This is a genomic window from Faecalicatena orotica, assembly GCF_905197545.1.
Taxonomy (GTDB): domain Bacteria; phylum Bacillota; class Clostridia; order Lachnospirales; family Lachnospiraceae; genus Faecalicatena_A; species Faecalicatena_A orotica.
The window spans coordinates 255,562-276,736 of the sequence record NZ_CAJJZH010000006.1 but is presented as its reverse complement, the minus strand read 5'-3'; the positions used below and the strand labels follow the sequence as shown (position 1 = coordinate 276,736).

Sequence of the window (21,175 nt, the reverse complement as noted above, 5' to 3'; positions counted from 1 at the left end):
TTCTCTTTTCGTAAAGGTTCCGGTATATCAATGGCTATTCATAAATTACAGCATCATCCCCATGATATAAAGATCGTAATATTTTCCGTTCAGGAGTGTGGAATTTCTGCAGCAGCCTTCTACGATAAATCCGAATTTCATATAGAGTGCAACCGCGGTTGGGTTATCGGCCCTTGTGTCCAGACGGATTCTGGTGGTCACTCCGTTTCCGCGGGCCCACTCGATCAGACGGGTGATCAGCTCGGTCCCAATGCCCTGTCCCTGATACTTCTTTGCGACTACAATTCCGAGTTCACCCTCGTGGCGTGCCTTTATCTTATGGCTGGAATTGATGGTTGCAATTCCTGCAATCTCATCTCCGTCCATCGCCATAAGCATGATGTTGGTCTCATTCCCTTCCAGAGCCTCAATAGCACTGACCTGTTCTTCGACATTTAGGGGATATTCGTCTTTCTCGAAACTGAGGAATGTGGTCTCCCCGCCGACAAAATTGTAAAATGCTACAATCTTTTCAGCATCCTCTGTCACTGCTTTGCGGTAAATAATACTTGAATCCTTCATTTGTATCCTCCTTCTCCTTTTCATAAACTGAAAATACAGTTACAAAACATAAATGGAGTCCGGTCTTATCTTTAATTGGACTGATACCATCCCCAGAAGTATAGTATCGGCCACAGCAGGCCAACAAGGTTCAGATAAGAAAAACCGACTGTAACGGATGAATAAATAATATTGGCTATATAGTAAGCGGCCAGTATGACTGCCATGATCAGTACAGACTGTTTGGATTTATACATGACTCCCATGATCCCTGATATAATAATAATCGCTGCGCCTACAATTGTCAAAATATATGAGAATGTGGACGGAACGTCGATTCCCATTGCTGCATAAGTCTGCTCAAAAGTTCCTCTCATAGCAATAGAAAAAATGCCGGAAAGCAAGCCTAACGCGCCAAAGACAATTAAGATAATTGATACTACTTTTAAAAATGTACTGCGTTTCTTCATTGTGAAACCCTCCTCGTTAAAATGAATTTAAAGTTTTAGTAATAAATATAGCTATCGTTACATCCTTCTGAGCGCTTCAATCGGACTTAATCTGGCGGCCTTTCTTGCCGGATAAATTCCAAAGACGATTCCGACGCTGCAGGAAAAGATGGTAGCGACCAATATAGCTGGGAATGAAAGCTGGGCTTTGATTCCCCCGATTCCAAGCGCGGTGATCAGCGCAGTAAGTGCGGCCCCTAATAGAATGCCTATGATACCGCCCATCCCTGAAATGATAGCGGATTCGCACAGGAACTGGGCGATGATGGATCCGGTCTTTGCCCCGAGCGCCTTCCGGATGCCGATTTCTCTTGTCCGTTCTGTGACGGATACAAGCATAATGTTCATGACCCCGATACCGCCGACGATCAGTGAGATTCCTGCTACCAGTGCGACAAATGCGGTTACGCCGTCCATGATTGAACCAAACATATCAGAGAAATCCATCGGCTTTTGCTGTATGAAAGGTGACTCGCCCAGATTCTGGTGTCTGGAATTCAGGATCTGTATCGCGCTTTTGGCAATCCGTGAAGCCTGGTCTTTGTCGTAAGCGGTGATGGATACAGAGGGAAACGCTTCTACAGGAGTTCCCAGGGAATTGGATACAGTATATGGCATTTCCAGATTTATGCTTTTGTCCATTCCCATTGCCAGATACTGCTTTTCAGCCTCCATCATTTCGGCGGAAGTTTCACGGATGCCGATGATTAGTACGTTCTGAATGCTGCTGTCTACCTGAAGTTCAATGCTCATGCCGATGACGTCTGTATTTCCAAACAGGTAGATCGCCGTCAGTTCATCAATGACACATACCATATTGGCGTTGGCTACATCATTGTCGTTAAAATATTTTCCCTTTACAAGCGGGCTCTGATACTGTGCATTTTCGTAATCCGGTGTAGTCAGCCCTACATAGGTGTCGAATTTTCCTTTTCTGGTCGAGATGGAACCAAGCGTTGCAGAATAGGAAGACACACTCTGGACAGAATCACCAAGCGAAGTCTTCAGAAACGAAATATCATCCCCGGTAATACAGTTCGGGTCTGAGACTTCTTCTGTATTAGACTGTATGGAAATTGTGTTATTCTGTTCATTTGAAGCGTCGACAACATCTTTCTTCAGTCCGTTACCGATGGAAACAATGGTAACGACAGAAGTGATGCCTATGATAATTCCCAGCATGGTCAGGAAGGAGCGGCCTTTATTGGAACGGATATTATCAAGAGCCATTTTTACATATTCTAAAAATTGTCCCATTTTATGTCCTCTTTTCTTTTCTGTCAGCCTATTCCTTTACTGCTTCTGCGGAAGCATCTGCCTCCTGTTTTTCTACAGGTGTGGCTTTCATGCCTTCCGTAATATCTACATTCAGGTCATTGACAACCTTTTCACCCTTTTTCAGTCCGCTTTTTACTTCGATCTGTGTCGTAGAGGCTGTACCAAGTTCAACCGTTTTTTTCCTGACAACACCGTCTTCAATGACATATACAAAGTCTCCGTCGGAAGAAGTGTTGATCACTTCTGTCGGGACAACGAGCACGTCATTCGCCTCTGCAACGGTCATTGTAATCTTAGCGGTGGCCCCGATACAGATGTTTTCATCCGGATTGTCAATATGAATTTCCGCACCGATGACTGGGTTCCCCTTCGCATTTTCAATTGCAATCTTATTGACCTTCTTTAACGTACCTTCATATTTGAATTCACCGACTGTAATGACTGCCTTGTTGCCGACCTTCATCTTTTCATAGTCATCCGGGGAAACTTCAATCTTTACACGTACCTTTTCTGTACTTGCGATGGTAAACATTGCCATTCCCTGTGTGGCTGCATTGGTCTGCAGTGCATCGACAGAGGCGATAACGCCATCCATGTCTGCCTTCATTCCTTCTTTGCCTTTAGCAACAAGCTCTGCCGGTGTCAGGGCGGAAAGCTCTGCTAAGTTATCGCTGATATCAAGATTCGCCATTTCGGCGGAAGTCATACCGGCGTCAGCAGATGCTGTATTGGCGGCATTATATGCAGCCTCCCACTCGGCGTATGCGGCATCGTATGCGGCTTTGAGTTCTGCATATTCGGTATTGCTGTACTCAGGATCCTTGATGGCATTCAAATCAGCTGTGGCTTTATCACATGCGGTCTTGGCTTCCGTATAAGCAGCCTGGGCTTTGTCAAAATCTTCAAACGCTTTGATCAGTGCCTTTTCTTCTTCCGTCAGACTGGTAAGAGTTGGATCCTTGGCTTTCGCAGCATCAGCTTCGGCACGACGGCCGTTGTAGCCTGCATTGACCCTGTCCATGATATTCTGTTGTTCCGTCATCACGGCCGTGTATTGGTCAATTTCCTCCTGTAGTTTTTCACGTGAGGCGTTGTTTGCATCTATTTCACTTTGAACGGTACTGAGGGCGGACTCATTCTGTGCATAAGCAGCGTCCAATTGTCCGGCCAGGTCATTTACCTTATCGGCCAGCTTGTTGGCCTGTTCAGCAGCCTGTGAGGATGCGGCGTTTGCTGCGTCTATCGCTTTGGCATTCTGCGCCTTGGTTGCCTGAGAAGCATTCAGGCTGGACTGCAGGGTAAGCTGTGCCTGCTGGTTATCACGTTCCAGATTAGTTGTGTCATAAGTAATGAGAACATCCCCGGCCTTTACCGTATTTCCCACAATAGCGCTGCACTTCTTGATAGGTGCGGATACCGGAGAATAGTATGTCTTCGTGTTCTCACTCTCAATCTTGCCGCTGGCATTGTAGACTTCCTTGATATTACCGGTGTCTACGCTGGAAACCTGCAGTGTTGCATCTTTAGCCTTGCCGCTTCCTTTGGAGAGCTGGGAAGCAACGGCAACGATGATGATAAATACGGCCGCTACAGGGATGATGACCCATCCGGGCAGCTTTTTCTTAGGCGGTTTGGAAGCTTCTTCATCTTCCAGTTCAAAGGACGACTCATCCCCGGTCATATCTGTGTCGATTGTGTCTAATATTTCATCCTGCTCTTTTTTCTTTTTGGAAAACATATTATGCTCCCTCCCTTTCTTCATTTAGATAATCTTCTTCAATCCTGCCGTCGATGATGCGGACGACCCGCTTGACCTGCTGGGCGATATCGTCATCATGAGTGATGATAATAACGGTGCGCCCTCCCTTGTGAAGCCCCTTCAGGATATCCATGATCTCTTTTGTAGACTTGGTGTCCAGATTACCAGTAGGTTCATCCGCCAGTACGATCGGAGGCTGTGCGGCAATGGCACGCGCCACGGCAACCCTCTGCTGCTGGCCGCCGGATAATTCGCTTGGCTTATGTTTCATACGGGCCCCTAACCCTACCTTCTTTAATGCCTCAACCGCGATCTTCCGGCGCTTCTGCTTGCCGAGCCCACGGTAAATCAGGGGCAGTTCTACATTCTCCACAGCATTCAGGTTTGCGATCAGGTTGAATCCCTGAAAGATAAATCCGATCTCCTTATTGCGGATATCTGACAGCTGATTGTCTGTCAGCTTAGACACATCGTGCCCGTTCAGGAAATAGTTTCCCGAAGTGGGGACATCCAGACAGCCAAGCATATTCATCAGCGTAGACTTGCCGGAACCGGAATGACCGATGATCGCAACGAATTCCCCTCTCTGAATTTCAAGGTCAATACCGTCCAGGGCACGGACCTCGTTCTCACCGGGATTGTAGATTTTATGTATGTTCTCAACTTTAATGAGTGGTTCCATGTAAAATCCCTCCATAGTTTTTGTGAAGTACTCTTAATTATATTGTTTTTTATTCACAATAAAGCACTTTGTATTACTTAACTAATACAATAATCTTTTGCACGAAAAAAGTCAATACTTTCTTGTTAAAGTTTATTTACGCTTTACTGCCGTACAACATCGTGCACTTCAACCCCGTTTACAGGCGGGTTTTCATCTGGTACAATGTTAGGTATCTTTGGTTATGATATGACAGATTATATACGGAGGGGTTGGAAGTGAAAAGATTATTACCATTTTTGAGCGGTTATAAAAAAGAGAGCGTGATTGGTCCGCTGTTCAAGCTGCTGGAAGCAACATTTGAACTGATCGTGCCTTTAATCATGGCGCAGATCATCGATGTAGGAATTAAAGAACAAAATATTCCTTATATATGGAAGATGGGGGCGGTTCTGGTTGTCTTTGGTGTACTGGGGCTTTCCTGTTCCCTGCTTGCACAGTACTTTGCAGCGAAGGCTGCGGTTGGTTTCGGGACTGGGCTGCGCCACGCATTGTTTCACCACATTGGGCAGCTCTCTTATGCTGAGATAGACAAGGCCGGGAGTTCCACGCTTGTCGTGCGAATGACCAGTGACATTAATCAGGTCCAGTCAGGGGTAAATCTGGTACTGAGGCTGTTCCTTAGGTCCCCGTTTATTGTTGTGGGGGCTATGATTATGGCTTTCACGATCGATGTGAAGGTTGCAGTGATATTTTTAATTACGGTTCCACTTTTATCTCTTGTGATTTATGGAATCATGATGCTGACGATTCCTTTGTATAAGAAGGTACAGAAAAGTCTGGATGATGTTCTGCTTTCTACACGTGAAAACCTTGCAGGGATACGTGTAATCCGTGCCTTTTGCACACAGGATCAGGAAAAAGAGGAGTTTGAGGAGAAGAGCAGTCTGCTGATGAGATTCCAGCAGCGGGTGGGGAAGATTTCAGCACTTCTGAACCCTTTGACATACGTGCTTGTTAATGTGGGAATCATTGCCGTTGTCTGGTATGGCGGAAGCGCTGTGGATACAGGAAGGATTACACAGGGGGAAGTCATCGCACTCGTAAACTACATGTCCCAGATTCTGCTGGCACTGGTAGCGCTGGCGAATCTGATCGTATCTTTCACCAAGGCCGTGGCATCGGCGGGAAGAATTAATGAAGTATTTGACCTGGAATCTGGAATCAGAGACGGCAGTGAAGATGATACATGCAGGGATTCCAATGCTCCGCGTGTAGAGGCGAAGGATGTTACATTCTATTATCAGGGAAGTAAAGAGCCGGCGCTGTCCCATATCACATTCACTGCACATGCAGGGGAAACGATAGGTATTATAGGAGGTACAGGCTGTGGAAAATCTTCGCTTGTGAATCTAATCCCCCGTTTTTATGATGCCAGCAAGGGGGAGATGCTCGTAAACGGCGTCAATGTGAAGTCGTGGAAGCTAAATGAGCTTCGTGAAAAGGTGGGGATTGTTCCCCAGAAAGCAGTACTGTTTCACGGTACAATCCGTGAAAACATGCAGATGGGAAAGGAAAATGCATCTGATGAGGAGATAAGAGAGGCACTGAAGACGGCTCAGGCACTGGAAATTGTCGAGACAAAACCGGAAGGTCTGGATACGCCTGTGAGCGAGGGCGGAAAGAATCTTTCAGGCGGGCAGAAGCAGCGGTTAACGATAGCAAGGGCACTTGTGAGGAAACCGCAGATTCTGATTCTGGATGACAGTGCGTCTGCGCTGGATTTTGCAACAGATTCCAGGCTGCGGAAAGCTCTGTCCGAGGATACGACTGGGATGACCGTATTCATCGTGTCACAGCGGGCGGCCTCTATTATGTATGCCGACAGAATCCTTGTGCTGGATGACGGGGAGATTGCAGGCTGCGGCACCCATAGTGAACTGCTTGAAACATGCAGTGTATATCAGGAAATCTGCTACTCACAGCTTTCCAGAGAGGAGGTAGGTTAACATGACGGGCAGAAAAGATAAAACGACGTGGAAAATTATACGTTTGATTAAACCATACCTGCACTATCTCATACTCTCTCTTTTATTTGCAGTCATATCTGTGGGCCTTACATTGTATGCGCCGATTCTGACAGGAAATGCGATTGACTATATTATCGGGAGCGGGCAAGTTGATTTTGATTCCGTTTTTTATATCCTGAAAATACTGACAGCGGTTGTCTTTCTCACAAGTGCTGCACAGTGGATGATGAACCTTTGCAATAATACAATTACCTACCGTGTTGTAAAGGATGTCAGGACGCGTGCATTTGCACAGCTTCAGATCCTGCCTTTAAAGTATATCGACAGTCATCAGTATGGTGAGACGATCAGCCGGATCATCACGGATGTGGAGCAGTTTTCGGATGGCCTGCTGATGGGATTTACCCAGTTATTCACAGGTGTGGTCACCATTGTAGGAACACTGGTCTTCATGCTTTCGATTAATGTGAATATTTCGCTGGTAGTTATCCTCATTACGCCGTTGTCGCTGTTTGTGGCAAGTTTCATAGCGAAGAGAACCTATATGATGTTTAAAGCGCAGTCGGAGGCGAGGGCAGAGATGACTTCCCTTGTAGATGAGATGGTAGGAAACCAGAAAGTGGTTCAGGCTTTCGGATACGGCGACAAGGCGCTGGAGAGATTTGATGAGATCAACAAAAAACTGCAGGAGGTAAGTCTGAAAGCAATTTTCTTTTCCTCGATCACGAATCCGAGTACACGATTTGTCAACGGACTTGTGTATACCGGCGTCGGTATTGTAGGAGCATTTACCGCGATGGGCGGGGCGATTTCAGTCGGACAGCTTTCCTGTTTCCTGAGCTATGCAAATCAGTATACAAAGCCCTTCAATGAAATCTCAAGTGTGGTAACAGAGCTGCAGAATGCCTTTGCATGCGCAAAGCGTGTATTTGATTTTATCGAGGAGACACCGGAAATTCCGGATGCAGGAGATGCCGAAATTATGGAGCAGGCAGACGGGAGCCTGAGGCTTGAAGATGTGTCCTTTTCCTATAAGAAAGATGTCACGCTTCTGGAACATCTGAAACTGGATGTAAAACCGGGACAGAAGATCGCAATCGTCGGTCCGACCGGATGCGGGAAGACGACGCTGATTAACCTGCTTATGCGTTTTTATGATGTAGACGCCGGCCAGATCATCTTAAGCGGACATGATATCCGCGAGGTGACCCGCGACAGCCTGCGGGCAAATTACGGTATGGTACTTCAGGATACATGGTTGAAATCAGGTACTGTAGCGGAAAATATCGCCTACGGGCGGCCGGATACGCCGAGGGAGGATATCATAGCAGCGGCAAAGGCGGCGCATGCCCACAGTTTTATAAAGAGAATGAAAGACGGATATGATACGGAGATACAGGAAGAGGGGGGGAATCTGTCCCAGGGGCAGAAGCAGCTTCTCTGTATTGCAAGAGTCATGCTGAACCTGCCGCCAATGCTGATTCTGGATGAGGCTACATCATCGATCGATACGAGAACAGAGATCAAGGTGCAGGAGGCTTTCCAGAGGATGATGGAAGGCAGAACAAGCTTCATCGTGGCACACAGACTTTCAACGATCAGGACGGCCGATGTGATTCTTGTCATGAAGGACGGTAATATCATTGAGCAGGGAAGCCATGAAGAACTGTTGGAAAAAGGTGGATTCTACCAGCGGTTGTATGAAAGCCAGTTTGCACATTAAGCCCCAGACTCTTTCCGTTCACAGAAAAAACACATTTCTGCTACATGGATGTCAAAAATTTTTCATACAATTATGCTGACTCATGGAGAAAAGCAGGTATGCTGGTAGATATCCGGAAATAAGGGGCAGAAAGGATGGTCTAATGAAAAAAAGATGGGTACGTATGATTCTGGGTATAACGATACTGTCGTTTGCATTCACAGGGTGCAGCCGTCAGGGGACGAGTGATGAAATTACTGTTTACGGACAGGTTGCGAAGATCGAGGGAGAACACATTACAATCGCACTGGCACAAAGGAAAGATTCAAGCTCCGAAATTCCGGAGGAAGACTACAGCAATGTGATATTGACAGGAGAAGAACAGGTTATCACTGTTTCTGATAAGACAGAAGTACAGGAGACCGAAGTATCTTCCGGAAAACAAGAGGAAACAGAAGCTGGGTCCATTGATGACATTGAGACAGGGGATATCATTGTGGCAATACTGGAAGGGGCAGATGCGAAGACAGTTACGATTCTGCCGGATGCCTCAAGCATTGAGAAACAGGACAGTGCAGATCAGGCAGAGACGGATGGAACTGCCAAGGGCAGCATTGAACTGTCAGCGGTCCTTCAGATAGATGGCAAAAGCGACACTTCCGATAAAGAATCACTGGGGTCAAGTAAAGAGAATGAAAGTGTTGTACTGGTAAAGAACAGTGGGACTTTGAATATGACAAATGCTAAGCTGACAAAGGCCGGAGATACAACAAGTGTGGATGAAAGTAGTTTTTATGGTGTAAATGCGGTTTTTGTAACGACCGCAGGAAGCGAATCCAGCATCGGCAAAAGTGAGATAACATCATCATCTGAAGGTTCCGGGGGGATTTTTTCTTCGGGGAAAGATGCATTAGTCCATGTCAGTGATGTGAAGATAGAGACGTCAGGGGGATCTTCAAAAGGTCTGACAGCGACATACGGCGGCACGATAGAGGCGGCTGACGTCGATATAACGACCAGCGGAGACCAGAGTCCGCCGATAGCAGCCGGAAAAGGCGGCGGAACAGTAAGTGTAACAGGCGGTAATATTTCTGCTTCCGGACAGGGGAGTCCCTGTATTTATTCGGAAGGGAAGATTGCATTGGAAGACCTGACCGGTAATTCTGAAACAGGACCGATTATCGTGGTTGATGGGAAGAATTCCGTGAGCCTGAACAAATGTGATTTTACAGGAGTCGGGAAACAGGGGATCATGCTGTATCAGAGTACTGAAGGGGATTCCAAAGAAGACCCGGCAAAACTGAAAGTAACCGATTCCAGGCTGACATCGACAGGGCAGGGACCCATGTTCTATATTACCAATACGAAGGCTGAAGCGGTTCTTACAAACACAGAATTGATATATCAGGGGAAAATACTTATTAACGCCGCCGGCAATGATACGAATAGCTGGGGGACGGCAGGAAAGAACGGGGGCGATATTACACTGACAGGAATTGCACAGAAGCTGCAGGGTGATATCATCTGTGATGAAATAAGCAGGGTGACAATAAATCTCACGGAACAGTCAACATTAAAGGGCACTGTAAATGGGGAAAACAAGGGACAGAATGTGGATATTTCTCTGGATAAAGACTCTAAATGGGAATTAACCGGGGATTCCTATGTAAATGTTATTAAGAATGATGATTCAAAATGCAGTAATATTCAGTCCAATGGACACTCTATTTACTACGACAGCTCAAATGCCGGAAACAGCTGGCTGAATAAAAAAACGATTACATTAAGCGGGGGTGGAAAACTCCTTCCGCGGTAATACTGGCACTATAATGCATAGGAAAAGGCTCTATTGAATACGCACAACCCGGATATTCCGGGCGTCACTGTATTCGATAGAACCTTTTTAACGTATAAGAAAGCAGCATCTGTTACAGAGATATGCTGAAGACTACTTCTTCGGAGTCATAGCCTCATGCTCCTGCCGGATTTCTGCAAAACATTCCTGTGTCGTCCATAACTGGTTCGTAGGAGTAAGCACTGCCTTGTAGGGGAGAGGGCCCGCCCCGCTCTTTTTTAGGGCTGCAAGTGCCTGATTCAGCCTGTTGTCATCGAAAAAGGCAAAGACAATCATCGTATCCGGCAGATCGTCCCCGTTATAGGCCCCTTCTTTGGGAACCGCGTCTTTCACACCCGCCAGTACGCCGAGCGGCTGATTGTACTCTTCCGTCTTTACTTTCTTTAGACGCACGTGTAGAGGGAATAATGCCATCTCTATTTTCAAAAGCTTCTCTTTATCTGGTACGTGAAATAATAATATAGTTTCTTTCATAGTGTAAAATCCTCCTGAATTCTCAAAAATCTAATGTAGCTTACAAGCTATTCTAATATATGTTTTACTTTATCTATACTAATATTACAAAGGGCGGCAATTTCTTCCGGTGATTTACCTTGCATGAAAAGTTTGAAGATCTGGCGGGTACGGCGTTCCCCTTCCTGTTCACCCAACTCTTTGCCCCTGCACATCCCAATTTCTTCTCCAGCCTTACGTCCGATTTCCTCGCCGGCTTTGCGTCCGATTTCCTCCCCGGCTTTGCGCCCAATCTCTTCCCCGGCTTTAAGCCCTCTCTTTTCAGCGCTTTTTATCTGGGTATTATAATCTTTCAATGCCTTTTCACGGGCCTCATATTCCAGCCGCTTTTTATCATCCGCACTCAGTTGGAGCAGTGTATTGTATGCTTCATCGAGATATTCGTTTGTCTTAGCCATAGTCTGAAACTCCTCTCTGTTTTTACCACTGAAGAACCTCATCCATGCAAGAACATCCTCGCCAGTCTTTACTTCAGGGGGCAGCTTTTTCAGTTCCAGTATCTGAAGCTCCATTTTATCGGAATACAGATCATAGGTGCTGTCATCCCGGAAATGAATCCTGCGGTAACATTCTTTGTCATTGGGAAAATGGATGAAATCTAAAATACTTACATGGATACATTTCTGCAGCTTTTCATAGGATTCACCCTTGCGGATCTGGCTGTCAAACATCTTACTGAGGTAGAACATGGCGCGTTCATCCCAGTATTCAAAGTATTTGACCTGCATTTCCATGTTCATCTGCGTCCCGTCCTTAAGCAGTACCCGCACATCCATGATTCCCAGCTTATCATCAGCCGAGTCTCTCGGAAGCAGCGTGGGCAGAAGGACCGTATCCTCGACTTCATCCGGCGACAGGTTCAGCAATGCTGAAATGAAGCCCTTCCTGACTTTGGGGTTCTGCATCAGTTCCTTGAAACAAAAGTCTACAGTGGGTAACATAATAAAGTTGTCTTTGGTCATAAAATGAAATCTCCTTTCCTGTGCAGAAAACGAATGGTACACATGTAAGGAGTTATTCTGATTTATTATTATCATATCATGATATATGGATATGTAAAAGACAGAAGTACCTTAAAAATGTAGAAGATTCATTGTTTTCTGCGGTTCTACTAAGTAATTAATTGGGTAAACCGGCGAACTGCCGATTGAAAAATGAAAGGTGACTAAAATTTATCTGAAAATGAAAATACTTTTTCTGCTTTGTTGAAATAGTACTATAAAAATGTACATATTTCTCTGATTTTGTACATAATGACGGTGAATGTGTTGAAATATAATGGAAAATGTATGTATTATACAATTACATCATGATTAATGCTTCTAAGACTAAAGAAGCGAAAAGTACATTCCGGCCGGACTGTTCTATATTCTGCACTTATTGGATGAAAAAATTTCAATGAGATTCGAGAGGAGAAGAATGATATGAAAAAGAAGTTATTGGGTATCTTGTTAGCAGGTGTGATGGTCATTTCACTGGCAGCTTGTTCGGGAGGAGAGAAGGCATCATCGGAGGATAGTACACCGAAAAGTGGGGAAACGACAGAGAAGACAGATAAAAAGGACGGAGATTTCAAAGTCGGTATTTCCATGAAGACGCTGGACGGGGCTTATTTTACAGCATTATCTACACATATTACAGATTTCTGTGAGGAGAAAGGCTGGACAGTGACAACACTGAATGCAGATTCCGATACACTGAAAGAAGCCGAAAATATGGATACATTCATTACACAGGGATATGATTTAATCTTCATGGACCCATACGATCCGGAGGGGGCAGTGGCAGCAATCGACAAAGCGAATGATGCAGGAATTCCGGTTATCTGCTGTGATAACAGCTGTGGGGAATCTGCACATAATGTGACGACAGTATTTTCTGACAACCTTCAAAATGGCCGTGAAGTAGGACTGTGGGTTGGGGCAAATTGTTTCGATAAGGACGAGCTTATCTCAGCAGTACTGATTGCAGGACAGAAAGGTGTGTATGCAGGACAGGAGAGAAGGACTGGAGTGATCTGCGGTGTTATAGAGACCCGTTCAGGATGCACAGAGGATGAAGCATGGGACGCTGCTGAAAAGATGGAAGCGGAGTTGATAAATAATGGTTCTGCTAAAAACGATGATGCAAACTTTGAAATCCGTGGTGTAGGCTGGGGAGACTGGAATGCAAATGGCGGACTGGCAGCGGCAGAGGACCTGATTGTAGCGAACCCGAATATTAACTTCCTCTTTGGTGAGAATGATGCAATGGTAATGGGAGCTATGACAGCAGTTGAAAACGCAGGGCTTACGGATAAAGTTGTTCTTGCAGCGGCAGCTGACGGGCAGAAAGAGGCATATGAATTAATCAAGAAGGGGACATCTTATAAGGCGACAGGAGAAAATAACCCGAAGGTTGTAGCAGAGACAGCAGTAGGAATCGCAGAAGATATTCTTGTGAATGGGAAAGACCCGGGCGGATATGAAAAGTATACGAAAACACCGGCTAATTGCATTAATCCTGACAACGTAGATGAATTCTATAGTCCGGACGCATTATTCTAAATATAACAGGAATCGGACAGAGGGTGCTGCCTTAAGCGGCATCCTCTGATACCAGACAAAAGCCGGGAGGAAAAAGATGGAAAATCAAGAGTATCGTATTGAAATGCTGGACATAAAAAAAGCATTTTCCGGAATTTATGCACTTAACGGAGCACAGCTTAAGGTGAAACCGGGAGAGATTCATGCACTGATCGGCGAAAACGGCGCGGGAAAGTCCACCTTGATGAAAGTTCTTGCGGGAGCGCTTCAAAGGGAAGACGGTATCGTAAAAATAGAAGGACAGGAAGTTCACTTTTCTACTCCGAAGGAAGGCAAGCTGGCAGGGATAGCTACAATATATCAGGAATTCATGCTGGCTCCGGAACTGACGGTTACGGAAAATATATTTATTGACAGGTTAAACAAAGAAGGAAAGATAATCAAATGGAAGAGGCTGACAGAGGAAGCGGCACGCCTGCTTTCTGAAATGGGATTTGATGAAATAAATCCCGGCACGAAGGTGGCAGAGTTAAGTGTTGCATATCAGCAGGTTGTAGAGATTTGTAAATCAATATCAAGAAATGCAAAGGTGCTTGTTCTGGATGAGCCGACGGCTGTTCTGACCGTGAAAGAAATTCAAAAACTTTTTAAACTTTTGAAAAAGCTGAAAGCAGATGGTGTCAGTATTATTTATATATCACATCGTCTGGAAGAGATATTTGAATTATGCGATACCATAACAGTTATGAAAGACGGCGCATTTGTAGACTGTATACCGGCGGATTCGATAGACAAAGAAGGCCTGATCCGGAAGATGGTCGGAAGAGATCTGAACCAGATGTTCCCTGACAGACATGCAGAAATCGGGGAAACTGTTCTGGAAGTGCAGCATATGACAGGATCAGAACTTGTACAGGATATCAGCTTTTCCGTAAAATCTGGTCAGGTGCTTGGCTTTTATGGACTTGTCGGTGCTGGAAGGACAGAAACTATGCGGGCAGTCTTTGGCGCAGACAAATGGGAGAGCGGAAGTATTCGTTTTCTGGGAAAGCAGGTTCACTTTAAATCACCGAAACAGGCGGTTAAAGCAAAACTGGGAATGCTGCCGGAGGACAGGAAACGTCAGGGAGTGCTTCTTGATCAGAGTATCAAGATGAATGCTTCAATTACGGCTATGGGAAAGGCACAGAATAAGGGGATATTCAGCTTAAGGAAGGAGACATCCTTCGTAAAAGAATTGTTAGGAAAAATAAATACAAAGTATGCATCTATTGAAGATCCGGCATCCAGCCTGAGCGGGGGCAACCAACAGAAGGTGGCACTGGCAAAGTGGCTTGCGGCAGACTGCAGATGCATCATTTTCGATGAACCTACAAGAGGCGTGGACGTGGGGGCAAAAACAGAAATCTACCATTGCATAAACCAACTGGCCCAGTCCGGTCTTGCAATTATTATGATCTCTTCTGAAATGCCTGAGCTTATGGGGATGTGCGATGATATTATCGTTATGCACCAGGGCAGAATACGCGGAACGTTAAGCCGCGCGGAATTTAGTGAAGATAATATTATTTTTGCGGCGATGGGAGGAGAAAAATAAATGGCACAAGAAAAAGGAAAATCAACTTTTAGTGTAAAGAATTTTATACTAAAAAATAATACATATTTAATCCTGCTGGTTTTATTTATTGTTTGTTCTATAGTATCAAGAGATTTCCTGACACTGAGCAATCTGGTAAATATCTGCCAGCAGTATGCGAGTACGGTAATTGTATCAATCGGGATGCTGTTCGTAATACTGACTGGGGGAATCGACCTTTCAGTTGGATCTATCGTAGCAATCGGAAGTGTTCTGTCTGCTTATTCATTAAGTTCCTGGGGCTGGGGTGTTGTACCGTCCTGCCTGATCAGTCTTTTACTGGGGACAGCCTGTGGGCTGTTTACAGGTTTTCTGGTTGCACGGACAGACATGGCACCGTTTGTAGCATCATTAGCAATGATGACAATGGCAAGGGGAATCGCATATATGGTATCCAATGGATCGCCGATTATGACTCCTGCCGGTTCCATCAGCGTACTGGGAACCGCAAAGGTATTTCCGTGGCTGACATGGCTTGCAGTAATTGCAGTAATAATTGTAGCTGTGGCATGGTTTGTAATAAATTACCTGTCTTTCGGGAGAATTACGATTGCAATTGGAAGTAACGAAGAAGCCGTACATCTGGCGGGGATTAACACATTTCCGGTGAAAATGGCAACGTACGCAATATCCGGCTTTTGCTCGGCAATAGGAGGAATCATCGCGTGTTCCCGAACCGGAATTGGATCTCCGGCAGTGGGAAATGGCCTAGAACTGGACTGTATAGCAGCCTGCGTGATCGGAGGAGCATCTTTAAGCGGGGGAATCGGTTCCCCTGTAAAAACGGTAGTAGGTGTGCTTGTACTGGCTCTGATAGGAAATATTATGAACCTTCTGGCAGTTCCATCTTATCCGCAGGATGTCATTAAAGGAATTATCATAATATTCGCTGTATTGCTCCAGAAAGTTACGAATAAGAATACAAAGTAAAGGAGAAATAGATGATGAAGGAAACGATGAAAGCACTTAGGATGCATGCACCATATGATTTTAGATACGAGGATGTTCCGGTACCGGAGATAGATGATGATGAAATTCTTGTAAAAATTGAAGGCTGTGGCATCTGTGCAGGTGATGTCAAGACTTATCACGGAGGGGTAAGAGTCTGGGGAACAACACCGGAAAACAGATATATCGAAGCGCCGGTTATAGGCGGACATGAATTTGTAGGACGGGTGGTTCAATTTGGAAAAAATGTTACCGGAGTAAACATAGGTGACCACATGGTGTCAGAGCAGATGGTTCCCTGCGGTGAGTGCAGGTTCTGTAAGGCAGGATATTATTCCATGTGTCAGAGACATTATATCTATGGATTTAAAAAAGAAGCCCAGGGAGGTTTCGCTGAGTATATGAAGTTTAGCAAAGAGGGGATCCATCATAAGATTCCAGAGGAGATGACTCTGGAGCAGGCTGTTCTGATCGAACCCCTGGCATGTGCAATGCATGCGGTCGAAAGAGCAAAAATACAGCACAATGACGTTGTTGTAATTAGCGGACTTGGAGCAATTGGGCTGGGGATGGTCAGTGTTGCCAGAAAACAGCAGCCAAGGCTGATTATAGGTCTTGACCTGCGGCAAAAGAGACTGGATAAGGCGCTGAAATGTGGGGCGGACATTGTGTTCAACCCGATGGAGGTAAACGTTGGTGAGGAAATCCGGAAACTGACAGAAGGATATGGATGCGATGTATATATTGAGGCATCAGGGAGTGAAAAGAGTGTCGTTCAGGGAATGGATGCTATCCGTTTTTGCGGAAGATATGTACAGTTTGGCGTTTTCCCCAAGGCAATTACAATTGACTGGAACGATATCGGGGACGGCAAGGAAATTGAGATCTACGGAGCACATTTAGGGCCGTACTGCTATGAACCGGTTATGAAAAGTATACTGGATGGTTCTATATATACGGAAGGGCTGATCTCGCATGCATTCAAAATGGAAGATTGGAAAGAGGCATTTGAAGTGGCAGAAAAAGATCCGGATGCATTTAAAGTCATGTTAATTCCGTAATCAGAATGATTGAACAAGGCTGCTGCAGATTAAACACTCATCAGACAGCAGCCTTTCTTTTTACAATGATTTATCCGTTGCAGATAAACGGTACTGGTTGGCCGTAACACCGACTTCTTTTTTAAATACCTGGCAGAAATAATTGTAGTTTTTGAATCCGGTCAGATCGACTATTTCCAGAATTGACATGTCCGTGGAGGCAAGAAGATACTTTGCCCGGTCGATGCGCTTAAGCTTTACATAGCGGCCAATACTCATATGTACTGTGTCGTTGAGCGTGTCATACAATTTCGTGCGGCTCATATAGAATTCCTGACAAAGAGCTTCGGATGTTATTTTATCATGGATATGACTGTCAATATACTCATCCAGTTTCAGGATAAATCCGTTCCGGTTGAGCCTCATGATCTCACGATACATGATATAGCAGGTACAGGCCTCCATGAGATGGGCGATGGAAAGAATCTCTTCTTTGCTGCGGATATTGATCCGGGAAACGAGATCATGGATATTTTGGATATCCAGACCATATTCCTCACACTTTTCCCGGATGGATTCTGTTAAATGTGTCTGTGCAGGAGAACAGATGATCTGTCCGAAAACAATGTATCCAATGATAATATCACTGTCCCAGAGCGGCGCTGCAACTTCTGAGAGCCCCATATGGCAGGTATATATGATCAATTTTTTTTCTTTTTTGCACTGTTCAAAAGCGTTCCTGTTACTCTGGGAGCAGAATAACTTGGTCTGGTCATTGTCGTGCATAATGGAACAGATTGGACTGTGTTCTTTTGGATAAGACAGGATTTTGGAGTAATTTCCATCATATATGGAGGCCCGGATGTGGGTCACGTTATAAAAGTCTTTTATAATGTTTTCCAATGACTCAAGTTCCAGATTAAGTGTCATGGCTAGTTCCTCCGATTCGTGGTTTAAAGAGTATTTTCATGCGATTTCTGTTAAGGGGGAAAGATACGGAATAGTATCTATAACAGTATTATCCGGCAATAAAATTGTGTTTAACTTTTGAAATGATCTAAAATATAAAATTTACATAAAAATAGTCTATACAATTATTATAACTAAATCTTCATATTATTGCAATGTTATAATTAAAACGCAAATACAGAAAGGGGAGATAGAAGTTGCTGGTTACACTAAAAGAAATTTTAGATTTATGCGAAGCTTCAAAATGTGCAGTAGGATCGTTTAATACTCCGAACCTTGAGGCCATTATGGCAGTGATACAGGCAGCGGAAGAGATGGACGTGCCGGTAATTATCCAGCATGCACAGGGACATGAGTCAATCATGCCGCTCAGGACGATAGGGCCAGTTATGATTGAGATGGCAAAGAAGGCCAAAGTACCGGTTGGGGTGCATCTGGACCACGGTGAGACCTTAGATTATATATATGATGCCCTCAATATGGGATTTACTTCGGTTATGTATGACGGCTCGGTTCTTCCTTATGATATGAATGTGGCAAATACCCGTATGGCAGTTGCAATGGCTTCACGGACAGGTGCATCTGTGGAGGCAGAAATCGGAAGTATGGGCCGCCGCGAAACCGGGGCTGCAGTCGGCGATGGAAAAGATCCGGACAAGATTTACACAGACCCTGCACAGGCGCAGCGTTTTGTAGAGGAGACTGGTATCGATGCACTTGCCTGTTCCTTTGGTACGACGCATGGTGTCTATGTCAGGGAACCAAAACTGGATTTCTGCGTGGTAGAACAGGTCCGGAAGAGAGCTCATATTCCTGTTGTTATGCATGGCGGGTCGGGAGTAAAGAAGGAAGACTTTCAGGAGGCTATCTCAAAAGGGGTCAGAAAGGTGAACTATTATACTTATATGGCGATTGCGGGAGGAGAAACCGTGGCGGATAGGTTCCGCATGGGATGTATTCCGGTCGAACATCAGGGGAAGCAGTATAAGTACTGCTATTCTCTGGTAGAAAGCAGCCGGGATACTCCGATATTATATCATGACATCGTCCAGTGGGGGACTGGGGCCATGAAGAAAAACTGTCTTGAAGCAATGGCGGTTTTTGCCATGAAATGATAGTATAGAAGCGAAAGAAGCCGATAAAAAGCCGGCTTCTTTTTTTGTCGTATAAACTGACGAAGAGGCTGAAAACTTGAAATGTAAAACAAACTTTACAAAAAATGTAAAACGCACTTGACATTTAATGTAAAGCGAACTATACTTTAATCAGAAAGACAAATACGGAAATATGATTCCGGGTTTTCATAATCCACAAAGTAGCAGAAAGGAGAAGTTCCAATGAGAAGAGATTTACGTAAGGAAGTAAAAATAGGATTATTGGTGTGTGCAGGAACGTTAACGATGGAACAGTTTTTTGCTGTGCCTGAGTTTATAAAAGGTGTGATGTTAGGATTCGGCATATGTTATGAACTAATAGGACTCCTGCCGGAAGAAAAGTACCAGAGACTGAAAGCGAAGAAGAAAGAACTTTTCAGATTCAGGTAGGACGCATACAAGGATCACAATAAAACATAAGAAAGCGGGGAAGCGTATTGATTAACCGGATTCAGGAATTAAGGAAAGCGCGGAAGATTACGCAGAATGAGCTGGCAGATGCGGTTGAAGTGACAAGGCAGACCATTATATCGCTGGAAAACGGAAAGTATAATGCGTCGTTGATTTTAGCCCATAAGATTGCACAGTATTTTGAAATGAGTATAGAGGAGATTTTTATATTTAATCTGGAGGAGGAGAACATATGATAGTGAAAACATTATTAAAAGGTGCAAAGACCGATGAGGAGTACAGGAACAAGTTGAAGAGCAGATGTAAGGCCGATATCCTGCTTTGTTTTGCGGGGGCTGCAGCCATAATTGCGGCGCTGTTTGCAATGATGCGTATGGAAACCATGCATGCAGGATTTGTATGCGGATTATTTTCAGGAACCGGGGCAGTTATCATTGTCATGGGAATTAAGGAGTATATAAAAGCAAAGAAACTTCTGCGTGATGAAAAACGTCTGAGGGCGGAACGGCTGAAAGAGTCCGATGAAAGGAACAGCCTGATCATGCAGAAGACGATGTACCTGACAGGATATATTATGCTTGGTCTCTGTTATGTGACAATGCTGATATCCGTGTTCTTCAATATGACGGTATTCTGGTGCATATGGGCAGTGACAATATTGTACTGCCTGCTTCTGGCTGTTATCAAAAAGTACTATGAGAAGAACCTGTAATTCCGGGTTCCTGATTTCAGGAAAGCAGACTGAGAAATTAAATATAAAAACCCAATATAAAAACAGGGATAAAACTGGTAAAATATTTTGGTTGACAAATAGATAACAAAGACTTATATTTGTATTAACACAATAATACAGATATGAGGAGGGGAGATTATGATTGAAATCAAAGGCATGACCAAGATTTATAAGCTGAACAAAAAGCAGATGAAGGAATCCAAGACGACGAATCCGGTCAAGACTGCTGTTAATAACCTGAGCCTGACTGCAAAGCCGGGAGAGATATATGGACTTTTAGGACCAAACGGGGCGGGAAAGACGACGACACTGCGCTGCATCTCTACGATTATCAAGCCCACAAAAGGAGAGATATTCGTTGCAGGACACGAGGTACAGAAGGAGCCGGAAAAAGTAAGGGAGAAGATCGGTTTCCTGACCGGTGATATCAAGCTGGACCCGCAGTTTTCCGTTGACTATATGTTTGACTTCTTCGGAAGACTGCATAATATACCGGAAGACAGGTTAAAGTCCCGGAAAGAAGAACTTTTTACTTATTTCGGGATCAAGGATTTTTCACATAAGAAGATCAAAGAGCTGTCAACAGGTATGGCACAGAAGGCGGCTATCGCAGTCTGCCTTGTGCACGATCCGGAGATTGTGATATTTGATGAGCCGACCAATGGGCTGGATGTTATCACGGCTAGAAGCGTAACGGATTATCTGAAAAAGCTGCGGGATGACGGCAAGCTTGTCATCATCTCCACACATGTGATGTCCGAGGCTGAGAAGATCTGTGACAGGATCGGGATTATCATTGACGGATGTAAAGTTGCTGAAGGGAATCTGGAGCAGATCCTCCACGATACGAATACAGAGGATCTCGAAGATGCTTTCTTTGAACTCTACAGAGACATAAAAGGGGGGAAGTAA

20 protein-coding genes are annotated in these 21,175 nt (G+C 44.7%); 12 read left to right on the top strand and 8 right to left on the bottom strand.

The annotated features are described in order from the left end of the window. Window positions 1-45 precede the first annotated feature (45 nt). The 5 genes from ABIN22_RS14580 to ABIN22_RS14560 all read right to left on the bottom strand — a co-directional run bounded on the left by ABIN22_RS14580 (window position 46) and on the right by ABIN22_RS14560 (window position 4,768). A complete protein-coding gene (locus tag ABIN22_RS14580) occupies window positions 46-561 on the bottom strand; it encodes a GNAT family N-acetyltransferase (RefSeq protein ID WP_346909553.1) in 516 nt (171 codons plus the stop codon). Between the two features lie 71 nt (window positions 562-632). Further along, window positions 633-1,010, bottom strand: coding sequence for a hypothetical protein (locus tag ABIN22_RS14575; RefSeq protein ID WP_109733929.1), 378 nt, complete (start codon window positions 1,008-1,010; stop codon window positions 633-635). A 57-nt stretch (window positions 1,011-1,067) separates the two neighbouring features. Continuing rightward, the gene (locus tag ABIN22_RS14570; RefSeq protein ID WP_346909550.1) at window positions 1,068-2,306 is read right to left on the bottom strand and encodes an ABC transporter permease; all 1,239 of its coding nucleotides are present in this window, start codon (window positions 2,304-2,306) and stop codon (window positions 1,068-1,070) included. 28 nt (window positions 2,307-2,334) lie between these two features. After that, window positions 2,335-4,065 (bottom strand): permuted SH3 domain-containing protein, encoded by a 1,731-nt coding sequence (locus tag ABIN22_RS14565; protein WP_346909548.1) that lies wholly within the window; start codon window positions 4,063-4,065, stop codon window positions 2,335-2,337. Window position 4,066: 1 nt separating this feature from the next. Continuing rightward, window positions 4,067-4,768, bottom strand: a complete 702-nt coding sequence (locus tag ABIN22_RS14560; protein WP_109733932.1) for an ABC transporter ATP-binding protein — start codon at window positions 4,766-4,768, stop codon at window positions 4,067-4,069. Between the two features lie 257 nt (window positions 4,769-5,025). On the opposite strand from ABIN22_RS14560, the gene ABIN22_RS14555 reads away from it, so the two are divergent. From ABIN22_RS14555 to ABIN22_RS14545, 3 genes are all read left to right on the top strand, one after another. Then, window positions 5,026-6,756: an ABC transporter ATP-binding protein gene (locus tag ABIN22_RS14555; RefSeq protein WP_346909546.1), complete on the top strand. Its 1,731-nt coding sequence runs from the start codon at window positions 5,026-5,028 to the stop codon at window positions 6,754-6,756. 1 nt (window position 6,757) lies between these two features. Beyond that, a complete protein-coding gene (locus tag ABIN22_RS14550; RefSeq protein WP_346909544.1) occupies window positions 6,758-8,500 on the top strand; it encodes an ABC transporter ATP-binding protein in 1,743 nt (580 codons plus the stop codon). Between the two features lie 142 nt (window positions 8,501-8,642). After that, window positions 8,643-10,295, top strand: coding sequence for a hypothetical protein (locus tag ABIN22_RS14545; protein WP_346909542.1), 1,653 nt, complete (start codon window positions 8,643-8,645; stop codon window positions 10,293-10,295). 132 nt (window positions 10,296-10,427) lie between these two features. Here the strand turns inward: ABIN22_RS14545 and ABIN22_RS14540 are convergent, their stop codons facing one another. After that, window positions 10,428-10,808, bottom strand: coding sequence for a DUF3783 domain-containing protein (locus ABIN22_RS14540; RefSeq protein WP_346909540.1), 381 nt, complete (start codon window positions 10,806-10,808; stop codon window positions 10,428-10,430). A gap of 47 nt (window positions 10,809-10,855) precedes the next feature. Then, entirely contained in the window at window positions 10,856-11,788 is a 933-nt protein-coding gene (locus ABIN22_RS14535) for an Rpn family recombination-promoting nuclease/putative transposase (RefSeq protein ID WP_346909538.1), read from the bottom strand. Between the two features lie 483 nt (window positions 11,789-12,271). Here ABIN22_RS14535 and ABIN22_RS14530 point away from each other — a divergent pair, with 483 nt between their 5' ends. From ABIN22_RS14530 to ABIN22_RS14515, 4 genes are all read left to right on the top strand, one after another. Continuing rightward, window positions 12,272-13,393: a substrate-binding domain-containing protein gene (locus ABIN22_RS14530; RefSeq protein WP_182440797.1), complete on the top strand. Its 1,122-nt coding sequence runs from the start codon at window positions 12,272-12,274 to the stop codon at window positions 13,391-13,393. 76 nt (window positions 13,394-13,469) lie between these two features. Further along, window positions 13,470-14,969: a sugar ABC transporter ATP-binding protein gene (locus tag ABIN22_RS14525; protein WP_346909536.1), complete on the top strand. Its 1,500-nt coding sequence runs from the start codon at window positions 13,470-13,472 to the stop codon at window positions 14,967-14,969. Beyond that, window positions 14,970-15,938: an ABC transporter permease gene (locus ABIN22_RS14520; RefSeq protein WP_346909534.1), complete on the top strand. Its 969-nt coding sequence runs from the start codon at window positions 14,970-14,972 to the stop codon at window positions 15,936-15,938. Window positions 15,939-15,949: 11 nt separating this feature from the next. Next, window positions 15,950-17,017: an alcohol dehydrogenase catalytic domain-containing protein gene (locus ABIN22_RS14515; RefSeq protein WP_346909532.1), complete on the top strand. Its 1,068-nt coding sequence runs from the start codon at window positions 15,950-15,952 to the stop codon at window positions 17,015-17,017. A 60-nt stretch (window positions 17,018-17,077) separates the two neighbouring features. Here ABIN22_RS14515 and ABIN22_RS14510 read toward each other — a convergent pair whose 3' ends face one another. Further along, the gene (locus tag ABIN22_RS14510; RefSeq protein WP_346909530.1) at window positions 17,078-17,926 is read right to left on the bottom strand and encodes a PocR ligand-binding domain-containing protein; all 849 of its coding nucleotides are present in this window, start codon (window positions 17,924-17,926) and stop codon (window positions 17,078-17,080) included. A 236-nt stretch (window positions 17,927-18,162) separates the two neighbouring features. Here ABIN22_RS14510 and ABIN22_RS14505 point away from each other — a divergent pair, with 236 nt between their 5' ends. The 5 genes from ABIN22_RS14505 to ABIN22_RS14485 all read left to right on the top strand — a co-directional run bounded on the left by ABIN22_RS14505 (window position 18,163) and on the right by ABIN22_RS14485 (window position 21,175). After that, window positions 18,163-19,080 (top strand): class II fructose-bisphosphate aldolase, encoded by a 918-nt coding sequence (locus tag ABIN22_RS14505; RefSeq protein ID WP_346909528.1) that lies wholly within the window; start codon window positions 18,163-18,165, stop codon window positions 19,078-19,080. A 222-nt stretch (window positions 19,081-19,302) separates the two neighbouring features. Continuing rightward, a complete protein-coding gene (locus ABIN22_RS14500) occupies window positions 19,303-19,509 on the top strand; it encodes a hypothetical protein (RefSeq protein ID WP_118622062.1) in 207 nt (68 codons plus the stop codon). A 47-nt stretch (window positions 19,510-19,556) separates the two neighbouring features. Next, window positions 19,557-19,766, top strand: a complete 210-nt coding sequence (locus ABIN22_RS14495; protein ID WP_109730860.1) for a helix-turn-helix transcriptional regulator — start codon at window positions 19,557-19,559, stop codon at window positions 19,764-19,766. Next, complete coding sequence (locus ABIN22_RS14490; protein WP_346909525.1) at window positions 19,763-20,242, top strand: hypothetical protein; 480 nt, start codon at window positions 19,763-19,765, stop codon at window positions 20,240-20,242. Before ABIN22_RS14495 ends, ABIN22_RS14490 begins: the two co-directional genes overlap by 4 nt. Window positions 20,243-20,401: 159 nt before the next feature. Beyond that, window positions 20,402-21,175, top strand: coding sequence for an ABC transporter ATP-binding protein (locus ABIN22_RS14485; RefSeq protein WP_109730862.1), 774 nt, complete (start codon window positions 20,402-20,404; stop codon window positions 21,173-21,175).